This is a genomic window from Phytoactinopolyspora alkaliphila (assembly GCF_010550695.1).
In the GTDB taxonomy this organism is placed as follows: domain Bacteria; phylum Actinomycetota; class Actinomycetes; order Jiangellales; family Jiangellaceae; genus Phytoactinopolyspora; species Phytoactinopolyspora alkaliphila.
This window is the reverse complement of the sequence record NZ_JAAGOB010000002.1, coordinates 13,955-29,779: the sequence shown is the minus strand read 5'-3', so window position 1 is coordinate 29,779 and position 15,825 is coordinate 13,955. Positions and strand designations below refer to the sequence as shown.

14 protein-coding genes are annotated in these 15,825 nt (G+C 67.4%); 10 read left to right on the top strand and 4 right to left on the bottom strand.

The genetic code is table 11. From position 1 onward, the window contains the following. Positions 1 to 48: 48 nt before the first annotated feature. Positions 49 to 822 (top strand): IclR family transcriptional regulator, encoded by a 774-nt coding sequence (locus G1H11_RS03155; RefSeq protein WP_163816033.1) that lies wholly within the window; start codon positions 49 to 51, stop codon positions 820 to 822. Here G1H11_RS03155 and G1H11_RS03150 read toward each other — a convergent pair. Further along, entirely contained in the window at positions 791 to 2,038 is a 1,248-nt protein-coding gene (locus tag G1H11_RS03150) for an MFS transporter (RefSeq protein ID WP_163816979.1), read from the bottom strand. The genes G1H11_RS03155 and G1H11_RS03150 overlap by 32 nt on opposite strands. A gap of 50 nt (positions 2,039 to 2,088) precedes the next feature. Beyond that, positions 2,089 to 3,210 carry a flavin-containing monooxygenase gene (locus tag G1H11_RS03145; protein ID WP_163816030.1) on the bottom strand — a complete coding sequence of 374 codons (1,122 nt, stop codon included), beginning with the start codon at positions 3,208 to 3,210 and terminating at the stop codon, positions 2,089 to 2,091. A gap of 48 nt (positions 3,211 to 3,258) precedes the next feature. Between G1H11_RS03145 and G1H11_RS03140 the strand changes: the two genes are divergently transcribed. The 3 genes from G1H11_RS03140 to G1H11_RS03130 all read left to right on the top strand — a co-directional run bounded on the left by G1H11_RS03140 (position 3,259) and on the right by G1H11_RS03130 (position 5,548). Beyond that, positions 3,259 to 3,606 (top strand): ArsR/SmtB family transcription factor, encoded by a 348-nt coding sequence (locus G1H11_RS03140; RefSeq protein ID WP_216843401.1) that lies wholly within the window; start codon positions 3,259 to 3,261, stop codon positions 3,604 to 3,606. Between the two features lie 143 nt (positions 3,607 to 3,749). After that, entirely contained in the window at positions 3,750 to 4,211 is a 462-nt protein-coding gene (locus tag G1H11_RS03135) for a YciI family protein (protein ID WP_163816028.1), read from the top strand. 41 nt (positions 4,212 to 4,252) lie between these two features. After that, the gene (locus G1H11_RS03130; RefSeq protein ID WP_163816026.1) at positions 4,253 to 5,548 is read left to right on the top strand and encodes a sigma-70 family RNA polymerase sigma factor; all 1,296 of its coding nucleotides are present in this window, start codon (positions 4,253 to 4,255) and stop codon (positions 5,546 to 5,548) included. Between the two features lie 18 nt (positions 5,549 to 5,566). On the opposite strand, the gene G1H11_RS03125 is transcribed toward G1H11_RS03130, so the two are convergent. Beyond that, positions 5,567 to 6,952: a glycoside hydrolase family 5 protein gene (locus tag G1H11_RS03125; RefSeq protein WP_163816025.1), complete on the bottom strand. Its 1,386-nt coding sequence runs from the start codon at positions 6,950 to 6,952 to the stop codon at positions 5,567 to 5,569. Between the two features lie 198 nt (positions 6,953 to 7,150). Here G1H11_RS03125 and G1H11_RS03120 point away from each other — a divergent pair, with 198 nt between their 5' ends. The 6 genes from G1H11_RS03120 to G1H11_RS03095 all read left to right on the top strand — a co-directional run bounded on the left by G1H11_RS03120 (position 7,151) and on the right by G1H11_RS03095 (position 14,560). Then, positions 7,151 to 8,470: an ABC transporter substrate-binding protein gene (locus G1H11_RS03120; protein WP_163816023.1), complete on the top strand. Its 1,320-nt coding sequence runs from the start codon at positions 7,151 to 7,153 to the stop codon at positions 8,468 to 8,470. 316 nt (positions 8,471 to 8,786) lie between these two features. Then, a complete protein-coding gene (locus G1H11_RS03115; RefSeq protein WP_163816021.1) occupies positions 8,787 to 9,746 on the top strand; it encodes an ABC transporter permease subunit in 960 nt (319 codons plus the stop codon). After that, positions 9,736 to 10,635 carry a carbohydrate ABC transporter permease gene (locus G1H11_RS03110; protein ID WP_163816019.1) on the top strand — a complete coding sequence of 300 codons (900 nt, stop codon included), beginning with the start codon at positions 9,736 to 9,738 and terminating at the stop codon, positions 10,633 to 10,635. The genes G1H11_RS03115 and G1H11_RS03110 overlap by 11 nt, the downstream gene beginning before the upstream one ends. Next, positions 10,632 to 12,755 carry a glycoside hydrolase family 95 protein gene (locus G1H11_RS03105; protein ID WP_163816017.1) on the top strand — a complete coding sequence of 708 codons (2,124 nt, stop codon included), beginning with the start codon at positions 10,632 to 10,634 and terminating at the stop codon, positions 12,753 to 12,755. The genes G1H11_RS03110 and G1H11_RS03105 overlap by 4 nt, the downstream gene beginning before the upstream one ends. A 52-nt stretch (positions 12,756 to 12,807) precedes the next feature. Beyond that, a complete protein-coding gene (locus G1H11_RS03100) occupies positions 12,808 to 14,133 on the top strand; it encodes an ABC transporter substrate-binding protein (RefSeq protein ID WP_163816015.1) in 1,326 nt (441 codons plus the stop codon). Positions 14,134 to 14,287: 154 nt separating this feature from the next. Continuing rightward, positions 14,288 to 14,560: a hypothetical protein gene (locus tag G1H11_RS03095; protein WP_163816013.1), complete on the top strand. Its 273-nt coding sequence runs from the start codon at positions 14,288 to 14,290 to the stop codon at positions 14,558 to 14,560. Positions 14,561 to 14,609: 49 nt separating this feature from the next. Here G1H11_RS03095 and G1H11_RS03090 read toward each other — a convergent pair whose 3' ends face one another. Next, positions 14,610 to 15,773: an acyl-CoA dehydrogenase family protein gene (locus G1H11_RS03090; protein ID WP_163816011.1), complete on the bottom strand. Its 1,164-nt coding sequence runs from the start codon at positions 15,771 to 15,773 to the stop codon at positions 14,610 to 14,612. Between the last annotated feature and the right edge of the window lie 52 nt (positions 15,774 to 15,825).

The following is a 15,825-nucleotide window of genomic DNA, read 5'->3' as shown; positions in this document are numbered from 1 at the left end:
ACACTCGCGGGAGATACTGTCTGGTATCTCAGACAAAGGTGGTGCGGGATGGGACGCAGCAGCCGAGTCCCGGCTTTGCGACAGGGCGTGCGCATTCTGCGGCTGCTGGCGCGGCACGGTGGCCCGATGCCCGCGGCGGCGGTGGCGCGCGAGCTCGAGCTGCCTCGCTCGTCGATCTATCACCTGCTCTCCGAACTGGAGACGGACGGCCTGGTGGTCCACTTGCCTGAGGAACGCAGGTACGGACTCGGCCTCGGGGCCTTCGAGCTGGGCTCCGCCTACACCAGGCAGGCGCCGCTGGCTCGGCTGGCCCGGCCGCTCCTCCATGACCTCGTGGACGACGTCGGGCACGGCGCCCACCTGGCCGTGCTCCATGGACGCGAGGTGGTGTACCTGCTCGAGGAGCGAGCTCCTGGCAGCCCGTCTCTGGTGACGGGGGTGGGAGTCCGGCTACCCGCTCATCTCACGGCCAGCGGCCGGGCGATCCTGGCCGGCCTCGACGCCGCGCAGGTGCGTGCGCTGTTCCCGGATGCGTCGGCGTTCGCCGATCGGCACGGAGTTGGCCCACGCAGTCTGTCCGCGCTGCGCATCGTTCTCTCCGAGGTGCGGCAGCTCGGGCACGCGACGGAATCCGGGGAGGTCACGCCAGGATTCGCGTCCGTGGCGGTCGCTGCGCGCGATCACGCGGGCTACCCCATCGCCGGGATCGCGGTGACGTTCGCCGAGGATGCCGTCGATCTGCGGGTGCGGCCGGCGTTGGCCGGCCGGATCGTGCGGACCGCGAGCGACCTCAGCCGGCGGCTCGGCGGTGGCCGTCCTTGACCCGCGTGCCGGCCCTCGTCCGCGTCAGCGGCACGCTCACCAGGGCGAATGCCACACTGACCAGCCCGATTCCGGCCAGCACCAGGAACGCCGAGGCGTAGCTGCCGGTGAGGCCGGCGATCGCCGCCCCCGCCCACGGCGCGAGGGCGACGGTGACCGTGACGGGCGCGGACAGCAGGCCGGTGAGCTTCCCGTAGTGTGCGACGCCCCACCGCTCGCTCACCGCTGTGGCCTGCACCAGCGTCAGGAGCCCACGAGCCATCCCGGCCACCACCGACGCCGCGATCAGGGCCATGGCTACCGTCACGAGCCCGAGCGCAACCGTGGTGAGCGCTGTAGCCAGTAAGATCACCGTGGTGCGTGTGCGCACGCTCAGGCGGCGCGTCATGGCCGGATAGGCCACTCGCCCCGCCACTTGGCCGACACCGCCCAGACCGAGTGCCACAGCCGCCTGACCTGTGTCCATCCCCTGTTCCACGAGCAGCGGGACGAGGTTGATCACGACGGCGTAGGCGGTGAACGACGCCAGGCTGACGGCGAGCGTGGTGGCCACGAACGACAGGCTGCGAGTGATGCGCCCAGGTTCGGCGGCCGGGGGCGCGGCCGCCGACGCTTCGGTGCTCGGGATCACCGCTGCGGTGGACTCGGGCCAGGGACCACGCAGGCCCCACCAGTGGGCCGGCGCCGTGACGAGTGACAGCCCAATGGCCAGAAGTAGATACGTCGACTGCCAGCCGATCTGATCCAGCAGCCACGCCGTGAGCGGCGCGAAGACAGTGCTGGCGAAACCGGCGGCCAGCGTGAGCAGGGTGAGCGCCTTAACCCGTTGCGACCCGTACCAGCGGGTCACCGCGGTGAACGCCGGCGGGTAAAAGAGCGCGGCCATGGCGAGGCCGGCCAGAACCCACCCGATCATGAAGACGGCAAGACTCGGGGCGAGAGCGACGACGACGAGCGACGGCCCGCCCAGTAGGGAACCGGCCGTCATCAGCCAGCGCGGGCCGTGCCGATCGAGCCGGTGACCGAGCGGAACCCCGACGGCTGCCGCCACCAGCAAGCCGGCCGAGAATGCTCCGGTGAGCGCTGCCCTCGACCAGCCGGTATCGGCACTTATCTCGGTGAGGAGCACGGGGAACGCGTAGAACAGGATCCCGTAGCTCATGGTCACGGTGAAGCAGAGGACGGCCAGGACGCGTCGTCGCCCGGCGCGGGGCATCGGCTCTGGTGGCCCGCCGCCGGAGCCGGGGGAGTCCGGAGCGCTCGTGCTCACCCAGCCGGCCCGGGAACCGCTCCGCCGCTGCTGACGACGCGCGTGGTGTTGTTCACGTGGGCCGCGAGCGGCTCGACGACGTATTTCGCATCACGGTGCACCCCTCGCAGGGTATTCGAGGAGAACGACCGCTGGAACTCCAGCCCCGCGTACACCAGTCCGGCATGCGTGGTGGAGATCCCGCCGTGGTGACGGGGCATGCCGGTCTGGTCCAGTGCGCCCAGCCCCTCGAGGTATCCGAGATTCGGCCGGTAGCCGGTGGCATAGATGACCACGTCCACCTTCTCCCGGCTGCCGTCCGGCCACACGACGTCGTCGCCGTCGAATCGCGTGAACATCGGCCGGCGGTCGAGCTGTCCGGACGCCAGCGCGTCGCGGTAGATGCCGGTGTCGAGGACAGGCGTCGAGGTGAAGATGCGCACCAGCCACGCCCTCGGTAACACGTCCAGGCGGGTGGTCTTGAGCCAGTAGTGCAGGTCCTTGCCCAGCCGGCGCTGCGCGACGAAATGAACCGGGGCTCGGGTGGCGAGAGTGACGGAGGCCCTGCCGGACAGTTCGTACGCGACCTGGACGGCCGAGTTGCCGGCGCCGACCACCACGATGCGCTTGCCCGCGTACGGCTGGGCATTGCGGTACTCGGCCACGTGCAGCACGGCCCCGGCGAAGTGATCCTGCCCGGGAACCTGTGGCCGGTAGGGATTGGCGAAGGAGCCACTCGCCGCCACGACACCGCTCGCGGCGATCTCCTCCCCGGCCTCGGTGTGCACTTGGAAACCGCCTTTGCGGCTGGACGTCACCGCGCTGACCCGGGTGTCGGTACGGATCTCGACGTCCAGGTCCCGGGCATAGCTGTCCAGGTAGGCGATGACGGCATCACGTGCGGGGTACTCGTCGGGCTCCCCCGGAAACGGAGCACCTGGAAACGAGCTGTACTTCACCGGCGAGAAGAGAGTGAGGCTGTCGTAGTAGTGGGGCCAGGAGCCGACCGCTCGGGGGCCGCTCTCCAGCACCACGGGCCGCAGGCCCGCTTCGAGCGCGGCACGCGCGGTGTTCAGGCCGGATTGGCCGCCGCCGATGATGATCACGGGATCAGGTGGGGTGCTCACGGCGACCAACATATCGTCATATCGCGAAATGACAAAGTAGGGGAGTGTCATACAGTGGTCATGGAGGTCGATCGCATGGTGGAGCCCGTCGCGGTGAGAGAAGACGGCGCTGGTCAAGCGCCAGCCGAGCTGAGCGCTGACACCCATGAATTCCTCCGGGCGCTCGCCAGCCCCAGTCGCCAGCGGATCATGATGCTCTTCTTCCAGGGCGCTGAGCTCTCTGTGGGTGAGGTGGCCGAGCGCGCAGGCATCGGCCAGTCCACCGCGTCGGAACAGCTGGCTCTGTTACGCCGGGGCGGCGTGGTCACCCCGCGCCGGGAGGGCAAGATCATCCGATACCGGGGTGATCGCGACGGCATCCGCAAGGCCCTCAGCGAGCTCCAGGCCTATCTGGAAGTCTGCTGCTGACCTGTCGTCCGGCGGTGAAGCTGAGATTATGTGCGCGACGTGTCGATTCGCGGCTCCGATGTTCGACGCGTAGGCAGAGACAGGGTTAAGCACCTGTTCATGAGCGTTCAGGGCCCGGTCTCGTCTCTCAGGGAGGTACCCCGATGCGTGTCATGGTGCTCGTGAAGGCCAGTGCAAGCTCCGAGGCGGGCCAGTTGCCCACGGAGGAGCAGCTGGCCGAGATGATGAGGTACAACGAGGAGCTGGCCAAGGCCGGCGTCATCCTGGCCGGAGATGGCCTGCACCCAAGTTCGAAAGCCGCGCGCGTGACGTTCGCCGGGGAGCGTCGCACCGTCGTGGACGGCCCGTTCTCCGAGACCAAGGAGCTGGTCGCCGGGTACTGGCTCTGGCAGGTCCGGTCGATGGACGAGGCCATCGAATGGGCGAAACGGTGCCCGAACCCCCACGGCGACCATGGTGAACTGGAGATCCGGCCGGTCTTCGAGGCCGAGGACTTCGGCGACGAGTTCACCCCCGAGCTGCGGGAGATCGACACCCGGATACGCGAGCAGGAGCATGCCCAGAGCGCGCCCACCGAACAGCCTACGGGTGGCTCGACTCAGTAGGGACGCTTGCGGCCGGGCGTCGAAGCTGCTCTGATGACTCCGTGCCCGGCGCCACCTCACCGACGAACGTCCACCGCACCATCGACGCGATCTGGCGTATCGAGGCGGCCAAGGTCATCGCCGCGCTGTCGCGCATGGTCCGGGACGTCGGCCTCGCGGAGGACCTCGCTCAGGACGCGTTGGTAGCCGCCCTGGAGCAATGGCCGGAGACCGGCGTCCCGGACAAGCCTGGAGCATGGCTCATGTCGGTCGGCAAGCGGCGCGCCATCGACCACTTCCGGCGGCAGGAACGGCTAGAACGCAAGGTGTCCGAGATCGGTCGGGACCTGGAGGGACGGCAGGACCATGCCGACGATCTGGACGACGCGATCGACGACGACATTGGTGACGATCTCCTCAGACTGATCTTCACCGCCTGCCATCCGGTCTTGTCCACGGAAGCCCGGGTGGCGCTGACGTTGCGCCTGCTCGGTGGGCTGACCACGGACGAGATCGCCCGCGCGTTCCTCGTGTCCGAGCCGACCATGGCCCAGCGCATCGTCCGCGCGAAGCGCACGCTGACCAAGAATCGGGTGGAGTTCGAACTGCCCCACGGAGAAGACCGGGCGGCGCGGCTGACCTCTGTCTTCGAGGTCGTCTACCTCATCTTCAACGAGGGTTACTCCGCCACGTCCGGTGCGGACTGGATCCGTCCGGCGCTGTGCGAAGACGCCCTTCGGCTCGGCCGGATACTCGTCGGGCTCGTGCCGGACGAATCCGAGGCGCACGGGCTGGTGTCGCTGATGGAGCTGCAGGCATCCAGGCTGCGCGCCCGCACCGGCCCGGACGGCGAGCCGATCCTCCTGCTCGAGCAGAACCGGGCTCGATGGGACCAGCTCCTGATCCGCCGGGGCCTGGATGCTCTGGAGCGGGCGAAGGCACTCCCGGGACCATCTGGGCCGTACGGATTGCAGGCGGCGATCGCGGCGTGTCACGCCCGGGCCGTCACCGCCGAGGACACCGACTGGATCCGGATCGCAGCCCTGTACGCGGCGCTCGCGCAGGTGTGGCCCACACCCGTGGTCGAGTTGAACCGTGCCGTCGCCCTCGGCATGGCGTTCGGGCCGGCGGCAGGGCTGGAGCTGGTGAACTCGTTGCTCGACGAGCCGGCCCTGGCGAAGTACCACTTGCTGCCGAGTGTCCGCGGTGACCTGCTGCTCAAGCTCGGACGGGCTGACGAGGCCCGGGCCGAGTTCGCCCGCGCCGCCGAGCTCACCGCCAACGAGCGTGAGCGTACTCTGCTCCTCCGCCGCGCGGCCGCCGCCGGTACGGGAGACGTCGCCTCCCGCGCCGGGTGACGCCGGCATTGATGCGAGCTACGCCGCGACGTGCGCCTTCAGAACCTCAGCCAGCTCGGTCCGGACCGTGCACCGCGACAAGGCGAACGCCGAGGCGAGGTCTTCCGCCTGGGCAGGGGTGACGCCCTCGAAGCACCGGCCGAAACGCTCGGCCGCGGGTTCGGCGAACATGATGTTCCGGATCAGCAGGGGGATCCACTGGCGCTGACCCCATGGGTACGGGGCGAAGTCGGGGAACTCGTCGGCGATCAGGGTCTCGATCGGCTCCAGAATGTGCCTGACCTGCGCGTCGGATCCGCCCCACGAGTCCGTGCCGAGCCTCTCCTTCTGCTCCAGCGAGGGCTTGATCTGCTGGAGGTACGGACTCTCCGGCGGGACAAAGGCGAGGCCCTGCCGGCCGATGTCCTTGTAGGTCCACAGCGACCAGCTCGCACCGTGCGCACGGTAGATGTCCAGCTGGTCGCGGAGGAGGTCCGCGCATGCCGCGTCGCGCCGCGGGTCTCCGGTGTAGATGGGGCCGAACTCGCCGATCCAGATCGGTGTGCCTGTCCGCCGCATGAACTCTGTCCGCCGAAGGAAGGTCTTCTCCACGACGTCACGGTCGAAGAACTCGCCCCTGGTGATGCCGGGGTACTCGCTGTCTCGCGCGATTCCCGGCAGGGCGTAGTCGTGTGCCGTATAGACGGCATTGTCGACCGGCTCGCCGAACACGGAGAAGTCGCTGGAGTACCGGTTGCCGTCGAGGAACAGGATGTGGCGTCGATCGACAGCCCGGATGGCCCGCTCCAGCCGCGCGTAGAACGGGCCGATGACCTCGCCGCTCTCGTCGGCCGGTTCGTTCAGCGGGTTGTAGCCGGCCACGGCGGGGTTGTCGTGGTACCGCCCGGCGAGAGCCTCCCACAAATGCACCACCCGGTCCTGGAAGTGCCGGTGGGTCCAGAAGAGCGGCTGATGTGTGGGGTTGTCGCTGTGCCAGTGGTGATTCTGGTGTCCGGGTGCCGCGTGCAGATCGAGGATGGTGTAGATCCCGTGCCGGGCGCACACCGCGATCAGTCGGTCGAGTTGCTGGAATCCGGTTTCCTTGAGTTCGAAGGGGGCATCGTCGTCCTCGAAATGGCGATAGTTGAACGGCACCCGGAGGCAGTTCAGGCCCAGAGAGGCGAGCAGCGCGGCGTCGTCGTCGGTGAAGAAGTCGCGCAGGAACCGATCGAAGAAGCGGCGGTACCCGTCCTCACCCAAAGCGGTCTTCATAGCCGCCCTGACCTGTGACTCCGTGCCGGGATAGCCGGTGATGAAGTTCTCCATGTTCATCCAGCCGCCGAGTCCGAAGCCGCGGAGCGCGATACCCTCACCGCGCTCGTCAGCCAGCCGGTCGCCGTCGATGCGCAACCACGACATCGTCATGTCAAGACCTCCTGTGATCCACAACCATCGTCCCGAGAAATATAACGTTTCAGAAACCGGTACCGGAGCAATGGTGACCAACGTCGGCTCCCTATGCCACGATGAGGACTATCCGACGTCATATCCACGAGTCTTACCTGAAACATAGCGCAGAAACCGGTCACTCAGAGTAACTTCCATCCGGATGAAGGGGAACACATGAGACAGGCACCTCGAGCTTTCAGGCGGTTCCGCTGGGCCTGTGCAGCCGGCGTCACGGCCATGCTGACTGTCGCCGCGTGTGGGGGCTCCAGCGACGGCGGGGGCTCCGACGAGGCGACCGGCGATGTCACCCTCCGTTTCTCCTGGTGGGGGAACGACGAGCGGGCACGCATCACCCAGCAGGCCATCGATGCGTTCGAAGAGGCGAACCCGAACATCACGGTCAACGGTGAGCCGCTGGACTTCGACGGCTACTTCGACCGGCTGGCCACCAGCGTCGCCGCCGGTGACGCCCCGGACGTGATCACTCTGGGCGGCGCCTACCCGAGGGAGTACGGCGACCGGGGCGCCCTGCTCGACCTGTCCACAGTGTCCGAACAGCTGCCCACCGACTTGATCGACGAGTCGGCATTGAGCAACGGCTTCTTCAGCGGCGTTCAGTACAGCATCCCCACCGGCGTGAACACGTACTCGATCGTCGTCAATCCGGAGGTGTTCGATGCCGCCGGCGTGCCGTTGCCCGACGACTCGTCGTGGACATGGGACGACATGGTCGACATCGCCCAGGAGATCTCCGATAGCACCCCGGACGACACCTACGGACTGGTCGACCCGACCGCACCGGACGTTGTCGACCTCTATGCTCGCCAGCACACGGGTGCCGGCCTCTACACCGAGGACGGTGAGCTCGCCATCGAGGCGGAGACGCTGGAGAACTGGTGGACGATGACCAAGGGGATGAGTGAGTCCGGGGCCACTCCCTCGGCCACCCTCACCACCGAACTCGCCGGCCAGCCCGGTCCGGAACAGACGCTGATGGGCCGCGGGCTGGCGGGGATGCAGTTCGACTGGAGTAACCAGCTCACCGCGCTGCGGGGGGCGTCCGGCGCGGATCTGCAGATGTTGCGGGCCCCCGGGGAGTCGACCGGCGTGGCCCCGGGCATGTGGCTCCAGGCGTCGCAGTCCTACGGGATCTACTCCCAGTCCGAGCATCCGGAAGAAGCGGCGATGCTCATCGACTTCCTGGTCAACAGCGAGGAAGCCGCCTCGTTCATTCTGGCCGACCGTGGCCTGCCGGCCAATAGCGAGGTACTTGAGGCGATCACGCCGTTGCTCGACGAGGACACGACGGTACAGGCGGAGTTCATCGCCGAGGTCTCGGGTGACGTGAACCCGGATCTGATCATCGGGCCGACCGGTTCGACGGAGTCGGTGTCAATCATGCAGCGCCTCAACGACGAGGTCCTCTTCGACCGGACGACGCCGGCACAGGCGGCCGAGAGCTTCATCCGGCAGATGGAAGCCGCCATCGGTTAGTGTCCTGCGCCGGAGATCCACGCGAAGCCCGGCGGGAAGCCGGAGCAGGCCCGAAGTAGCGTAGGTCGCGATGCTGAGCGGCGGTGAGTGTCCACATCAGGAACCGGTATCTCAGCACGTGGACCCCGCGTGAACTGCGATTGAATAGGCCGCCTTCTGCTCCTGCTGAGAGGCATTGACACGTTTTGGAAAACCTTGCTAGAAAGCGATATCTCGGCTCAGAGGCCCTGCGGCGACGTCGGGCCACATGCGAGGAGGACGCCGATGGTCACCGTGCACCAGCAGAGCTGTACAGATCGACAGGTCACGGGTCGCGATGGCTGACGCGGTCCGGGAGAGTCCAGTGACCACACTGGACGAGCGGCCCGCACCGGCACGGCCAAAGCGACAGCGGAGCTCCCTCGCGAAGCGGGAGGGGCGAGCCGCTTACCTCTTCCTGGCGCCGTGGTTCGTCGGGATGGGCCTGATCACCATCGGGCCCATCCTCGGCTCGCTGTACTTGTCGTTCACCCAGTACAGCCTCCTTCAGCCGCCGGAATGGATCGGCCTGGACAACTTCCAGCGCATGCTCGAGGACGAGCGACTTCATGCCGCCTTGCGGGTCACGTTCACCTACGTGTTCGTCTCCGTGCCGTTGCAGCTGGCGCTCGCGCTCGCCCTGGCGTTCTTCCTCGACAAAGGCGTGCGGGGCCTCACCATCTACCGGTCCGTGTACTACCTGCCGTCATTGCTCGGCAGCAGCGTTGCTATCGCCATCCTCTGGCGGCAGATCTTCGGCACTGAAGGCCTGATCAACCAGTTGCTCGCCCTGGTGGGTATCCAAGGTCAAGGGTGGGTGTCGCACCCGGACCACGCGTTGTCGACGCTGATTGTGCTCAACGTGTGGACCTTCGGCTCACCGATGGTGATCTTCCTGGCCGGGCTACGGCAGATTCCCACGATGTACTACGAGGCCGCCGACGTCGACGGCGCCAGCGGATTCACCAAGTTCTGGCGGATCACCATCCCGCTGCTCACGCCGATCATCTTCTTCAACCTTGTGCTGCAGATCATCGGGTCGTTCCAGACGTTCACCCAGGCGTTCATCGTCAGCGGCGGCACCGGAGGACCGGCAGACTCGACCTTGTTCTACACCCTCTACGTCTACCAGCGCGGGTTCGGTTCGTTCGAGATGGGCTACGCCTCGGCCCTGGCGTGGTTCCTGCTCGTGGTGATCGCGGGGTTCACGGCGATCAACTTCTTGGCTGCCAAGCGGTGGGTGCACTATGGCGACTGACATCGACAACATCAGCGACGTGACGACCGGCACGCGAGGACCGACCAAGATCCGGCGGCCGGCGGAGCGGCGCAGGCGCCTGCTCAAGCACGCCCTGCTGATCCTGTTCGGCTTCATCATGCTGTATCCGCTGCTGTGGATGCTGTCGAGCTCGTTCAAGCCATCGGATGTGATCTTCCGGGAGCCGTCGCTCATCCCGAGCGTGTTCGACTTCAGCAACTACAGCAGGGGGTGGACGGCACTGGCCCGGCCGTTCCACCACTACATGTTCAACTCGGCGGTCATCGTCGTCGCGTCGGTGATCGGCAACCTGCTCACCTGCTCCATGGCGGCCTACGCGTTCGCCCGGCTGGAGTTCCGCGGGAAGAAGTGGTTCTTCGCGGCCATGCTGGCGACGATCATGCTGCCCATCCACGTGGTGATCGTTCCGCAGTACATCCTGTTCTCGGAGCTGGACTGGATCAACACCTACTACCCGTTGATCGTTCCGAAGTTCCTGGCCACCGACGCATTCTTCATCTTCCTGATGGTGCAGTTCATCCGGGGCCTGCCGCGCGAGCTCGACGACGCGGCCAGGATCGACGGCTGCGGCCACGTCCGCATCTACTGGCGGGTGATCATGCCGCTGTGTACACCAGCACTGGCGACCACGGCGATCTTCACGTTCATCTGGGTGTGGAACGACTTCTACAGCCAGCTGATCTTCCTCACCGATCCGGACCTCTACACGGTTCCGGTGGCGCTGCGGACCTTCGTCGACTCACAGGGTGAGTCGGCATGGGGGCCGTTGTTCGCGATGTCGCTGGTGGCCCTGGGGCCGATCTTCGGGTTCTTCCTTGCCGGCCAGCGTTATCTCGTGCGCGGCATCGCCACCACGGGAATCAAGTGAGCTCCGCCGCGGGCGGCGCGGGTCCGGTCATCGACCGGCGTGCCCTGGTCGAACGGCATCGCGTGGTCCTCACCGCCGCCGACGTCCGCTCACCGCTGTCGGTGGGCAATGGCGAGTTCTGCTTCACCGCCGATGTGACCGGGCTGCAGACCTTTCCCGGCCGCTACCCGGTGGCCGGCCGGGGCGACGCACCGGCCGGCACATTGCTGGGGACGCAATCGCAATGGGGTTGGCACTCTGTCCCCTCGGCCGAGGCCTACAGCGTGGACGACGTCCGGGTGAGTTACCAGACGCCCACGGGGCCGGTGCCGTACGTCGACATGTCCGGCACTATCGGCGACGACGGCGAGCGTGCGGATTCGGAGGCAGAGCGGTGGCTGCGGGCCAACCCGCACCGCCTGGACCTCGGCCGGATCGGCCTGCACCTCATCGATGACGCCGGCCGGCCTGAACGGGTACGCCTGGAGGATGTCCACGATGTCCGGCAGGAGCTCGATCTGTGGCGCGGAATTCTGCACAGCGCATATTCGGTGAAAGGCGACGAGGTCCGCGTCGACACCGTATGTCATCCGCGCCACGACGCCGTGGCGATACGGATCACGTCGAACGCGGCGCGTCATGGCCGGCTAGGCGTAGGGATAGCGTTTTCCTACGGGTCAGAGCAGTGGCACGACGCCGCCGACTGGACCCGGCCGGACGCCCACACCACGGCGGTGACCCGGACACCCGGGGGCTGGCACGTCGACCGGCGGCTCGACGGCACTCGCTATGCGGTGACCGTCGTCGCCAGGCCGGGAACATCGCTCGACCGGCTCGGGCCGCACGAACTCCGGCTCGTCGCAAGCTCTGACCGGCTGGAGCTGGTCGTGGGATTCAGCCAGTCAGGCGAGCACACGGTGCCGCCACTGTCGTTCGATGACGTCGAAGAGGCCGCCGCGGAGCACTGGCCGCGGTTCTGGTCGACCGGCGGAGCGGTGGAACTAGCCGGGAGCTCTGACGAGCGCGCCGTCGAGCTCGAACGGCGCGTAGTCCTTTCGCAGTACCTGACGGCGATCAACTGCGCTGGGTCACTTCCGCCGCAGGAGACGGGGCTCGTCGCGAACTCGTGGTTCGGCCGGTTCCACCTGGAGATGCACTGGTGGCACGCGGCGCACTTCGCCTTATGGGGACGCCCGGAGCTGCTCGAGCGCAGCTTGCGGTGGTACCACGTCGCCGCCGAGGCGGGGCGGGAGACCGCGCGAGTGCAGGGTTACCGAGGAGTGCGCTGGCCCAAGCAGATAGGCCCCGACGTGCGGGAGAGCCCCAGCCCCATCGGGCCGTTCCTGATCTGGCAGCAGCCGCACCCCATCTACCTCGCCGAGCTGCTGTACCGGGCGGCGCCGGCCCGCCGGGTTCTTGAGCAGTACGCGGACATCGTCTTCGAGACGGCGGAGTTCATGGCGAGCTTTGCCATCCGCACTCCCCGCGGTTTCGAACTGGGGCCGCCGCTGATCCCGGCGCAGGAGTCCTACGCGTCGATGCGTGCGCGGCTCACCAACCCGACCTTCGAGCTGGCCTACTGGCAGTGGGGCCTGGAGACGGCACAACGCTGGCGTGACCGGCTCGGCAAGGAGCGGCACGCCCATTGGACTGCTGTGGCGCACGGACTCGTCCGCCCGCGCGTGCGCCACGGCGTTTACTCAGCCATCGACGTCGACCCGTACACCGTGCGTACGGATCACCCGTCGATGCTGTGCGGCCTGGGATTCCTGCCGCCCACGCCGTTGATCGACACGGAAACCATGCGATCCACTCTCAAGGATGTGCTTGGCGGCTGGGACTGGGGCAGCACGTGGGGATGGGACTACCCGGTGCTCGCGATGTGCGCGGCGAGGCTCGGCGAACCGGAGCTGGCGGTCTCCGCGTTGAGCATGGACGCGGCGAAGAACCGATTTCTCCCGAGTGGGCACAACTGGCAGACCGACTCTCTGCCGCTGTACCTGCCGGGAAACGGGGGGATGCTGGCGGCCGTCGCGATGATGGCCGCCGGCTGGGACGGTTCGGCGGATCATGCGCCGGGCTTTCCCACGACAGACGGGCGATGGTCGGTCGCGCACGAGGGACTGGTCCGTAGCCCGTGACACGGCACTGCCGGGCGATTCGCCCGGCAGCGCACCCCGAAGGAGTGGTGGCATGGCGATGAGATTCGGTTCGGTCAGCAAGGTGGCGGCAGCAGGCATGGCATCGGCGCTCGCGGTCGCGGCCTGTGGCGGTGACGACGCGGGCAGTAGCGGGAACGGTGGCTCCGAGGCCCGCGGCGACCAGCCCGTGGAGCTCAGATTCGCATGGTGGGGTAGTGAGGGCCGGAACGAGATCACCCAGGAGGCGATCGACCGGTTCGAGGAGAAAAACCCGGGCATCACCATCCGGGGTGAGTACATCGAGTGGGGCGGCTACTGGGACCGGCTGGCCACGACGACGGCGGCCAACGACGCGCCGGACATCATGGCACAGGAGGAGCGTTTCCTGCGTGAATATGCCAGCCGGGGCGCGCTCCTCGACCTGTCCGGCTACACCGATACCATCGACTTCTCCCAGCTCGATCCGCTCGTGATGGGCAGTGGCGAAGTGGACGGCGGACTCTACGGCATCCCCACAGGTGTCAATGCCTATGCGGTCCATGCCGACCCGCAAGCATTTGCCGACGCCGGCGTCCACATGCCTGACGACACGTCGTGGACGTGGCAGGACTACATCGACATCACCACCCAGATCAGTGAGGCCACCGGCGGCGACGTCTTCGGTGCCCAGGACTACGGAGGCAACGAGGCGGGGCTGAACATCTTCGCGCGGCAGCGCGGGGAGTCGCTTTACACCGAGGACGGCGAGCTCGGCTTCTCCGCCGGGACCGCCGCCGAATGGTGGGAGAACTCGCTGGCGATGCGCGACTCCGGCGGCACACCGTCGGCGACGCTGTCGGCCGAGATCCAGGATGTGGGAAGTCCCGAGCAGACCCTGCTCGGCACCAACCGGGCCGCCATGATGTGGAACTGGTCGAACGCCCTCGAAGCGATGTCGAAGGCGTCGGGCCGGGATCTCGTTCTCCTGCGGCCGCCGGGCGAGACCGAGAATGCGCGCACCGGGTTGTTCCTCAAGCCGGCCATGCACTACTCGATCTCGGCGCGTACCGAGCACCCCGAGGAGGCGGCGCTCTTCCTCGACTTCCTGCTCAACGACGACGAGGCGGTAGACGCCATCGGCTCGGACCGCGGCCTGCCGGTCAACCTGGAACAGCGGGAGCGGATCGCCCCGGAGCTCAACGAGTATCAGACCATTGAGGCCGAGTTCCTCAGCGACATCGCCCCCGATGTCGTGGACGCGCCCCCCGCTCCGCCCGTCGGTGCCGGGGAGTTCGTCGACATCATCAAACGGATCAACGTCGAGGTGCTCTTCGACCGCCTGACCACGCAGGAGGGCGCCGAGCGCCTTATCAGCGAGGTCGAGGCGGCGATCGGCTAGCGAGCGCCTCATGGTTGCCGCTGAGCTAGCCTGCTCACGCGCCTACACGTGATGGAGCCCGCGACACGGAACGGTCATGTTCCTGGCCGCGTGCGTGAATTGGGCGTATTGTCTGCTACCTGGCTGGGGACAGGCCGAGGCTGGGGGGCTTCGCATGGCTTTTCGCGACCGCATCACGCACATGCTGGATCCGCGCACCGAGGCCGAACATGCCGCGGTGAAGGTACTACGTGACCTCGACGGGCCGTCGTTGTCGGCACTGACCGGCATGATCGAGCGCAGTCGGCGACAGGGAGAGGGAGATGTGGCGTGCTCTCGCTGCGGTGGCTGGCCGGACGGCCCGTTGACGTTCGCGGGCCGGCACGGCACGTCGGGTGAACTGCTCTTCACCTGTGCCGACTGCCTGGAGGGTGACGAGCCCGACTGACGGCTCAAGTTCTCCACCGCCATGCCCGGGCACATGTTCGGCGAACGGCTCAGGCGTTGCCCTTCAGGAGCTGCCGCGCCATCACCACGCGCTGGATCTGGTTCGTGCCCTCGTAGAGCTGGGTGATCTTCGCGTCGCGCATCATACGCTCGACAGGATAGTCGCGGGTGTAGCCGTATCCACCGAACAGCTGCACGGCGTCGGTGGTGACCTCCATCGCCACGTCGGACGCGAAGCACTTGGCGGCGGCGCCCAGGAAGGAGAGCCGCGGCTCGTCGCGCTCACTGGCGGCGGCCGCGCGATAGACCATCTGGCGTGCGGCCTCGACCTTCATGGCCATGTCGGCCAGCATGAACTGCACGCCCTGGAAGTCCGAGACCGGCTTGCCGAACTGCTGGCGCTCCTGAACGTAGGCGGTGGCCGCGGTCAGGGCGCCGTCGGCGATGCCGACCGCTTGCGCCCCGATGGTGACCCGGGTGTGATCGAGGGTGCGCAGCGCGATTCGCAGTCCCTGCCCCAGGTCGCCGACCAGCCGGTCCTCGGGTATCCAGCATCGGTCGAAGAGCAGCTCCCGGGTGGGCGACCCCTTGATGCCGAGCTTGCGCTCGAGAGCGCCCACAGAGAAACCGTCGTCGGCGGCTTCCACTACGAACGCGCTGATGCCGCGGGAGCCGGCATCGGGATCGGTCACCGCCATGACGGTGTAGTAGTCGGAGACGCCGGCGTTGGTGATCCACGACTTCTGCCCGCTGAGCACCCAGCCGTCGCCGTCGCGTACGGCCCGCGTCTTCATCGACGCCGTGGCCGACCCCGCCTCCCGCTCGGAGAGCCCGTAGGAGAACATCGCGTCACCGGACGCCACGGATGGCAGATAGCGGCTCTTGACGTCCTCGGAGCCGGCGAGCAGCAGCGGCATGGTACCCAGCTTGTTCACCGCGGGGATAAGAGAACTGGAGGCGCAGACCCGAGCCACCTCTTCGATGACGATACAGGTGGCGAGCGCGTCGGCGCCGGCGCCACCGTACGCTTCCGGGATGTGCGGGGCGTGGAAGTCGGTGGCGCGGAGGGCGTCGTACGCGGCCTGAGGAAACTGGGCGGTCTCGTCCGATTCGGCGGCATGCGGCGCGATCTTCGAGGCGGACACCTCACGGACCGCTTCCCGGATCGCGTCGTGCTCCTCGGAGAGCCTGTACAGGTCGAAGTCTGCGCTCATGCGGTTATGTTACCGGCAAGTAGCACATCTCACGAGTGAGCATCCGCAGGCC